The sequence below is a fragment of the Viscerimonas tarda genome, assembly GCF_054601255.1.
The window spans coordinates 1-1,003 of sequence record NZ_BAAHWV010000144.1 but is presented as its reverse complement, the minus strand read 5'-3'; the positions used below and the strand labels follow the sequence as shown (position 1 = coordinate 1,003).

Genomic DNA, 1,003 nt, shown 5'->3' with positions numbered 1-1,003 from the left:
TGCGAAGTTATCCGTTCCATTAGCGGATACAAGGCGCCTGCGGACACGGAGTATTGGGAAGAACATTTTGAAGCCAATATTCAAATTGAAACAATTCCCAATTACTCGCAATTCGGGACTTATTACAAGGATAATATTGTTTGTCACAACGGTATTTTGTACAAATGCCTCGTTGAAAACGGCTTCAAGTTCGGCAATATCCGTATTCCGATGGTCAGCGGCTGGCTCGAAGCAGATTATTCGGAGTGGCAGCCGGTATTGTACAACCTATGGGATGTGGTAAGGTTTGAAAACGCTTTCTACACGCTTTTGTCGCTTGAAAACTTCGACAACAACACTAATCCTTATGACTCGGAGTGTTGGGGCGCCATTGCCGATTATTCTCTGGAACACAACGAATACGAATTATCGGAACATGAATACGTTGTTTACGACGCCAAAGTGTTTTATCCCGGAATGGACGTGAATGCGGACGTGCCGGAAATCGGTAAGAACCTGTCGCCGCACGACCCGCGCAACAACAACCTGAAAAAGCATTTCGTCCGGCTGGCTATTTACGAGTTATGCAAGTTGATTGCGTCCAACAATGTGAGCGTTGTCCGCGTAAAAGACTACGAGGATTCCATGAAATGGCTCTCGGATGCCGCCCGATTGAAACTCAATCCGCAAATTCCCCGCAAATTAGCGGAAGATAAAAAGCCGGTTACAGACTGGCAAATGGCGACATTCCAGACGGATTACGACCCGTATAAAAATCCGTGGCTGACGTAAGTGGCTATGAAAGCTATTCCTCATCAGGTTTACCTGCGTCCACCTTACAAACAAGCGTTTCGTCAGCATACTGGATTTCCAGCAGCGCTTCGCCTGTTTTTTCAGCCCTGAATCCGTCAAGGAATCCCTGTGCGTTCATTTCGTCAATAATCGCTTGTGTCAGTTGTTCTTTGTCCATGTGTTTATTTCCTGTTTTATTTTGATTTATACAAAAGAAAAGCGTGGTGCACCA

At 45.7% G+C, this 1,003-nt stretch carries 2 protein-coding genes; one reads left to right on the top strand and one right to left on the bottom strand.

Annotated features, from left to right (window positions below; translation table 11 throughout):
• A partial coding sequence (locus ACYPWY_RS16400; protein WP_459686622.1) for a hypothetical protein occupies positions 1-771 on the top strand: 771 nt, incomplete at its 5' end.
• 13 nt (positions 772-784) lie between these two features.
• Here ACYPWY_RS16400 and ACYPWY_RS16395 read toward each other — a convergent pair.
• On the bottom strand, positions 785-1,003 hold a 219-nt coding region (locus ACYPWY_RS16395; protein WP_459686621.1), incomplete at its 5' end, for a hypothetical protein.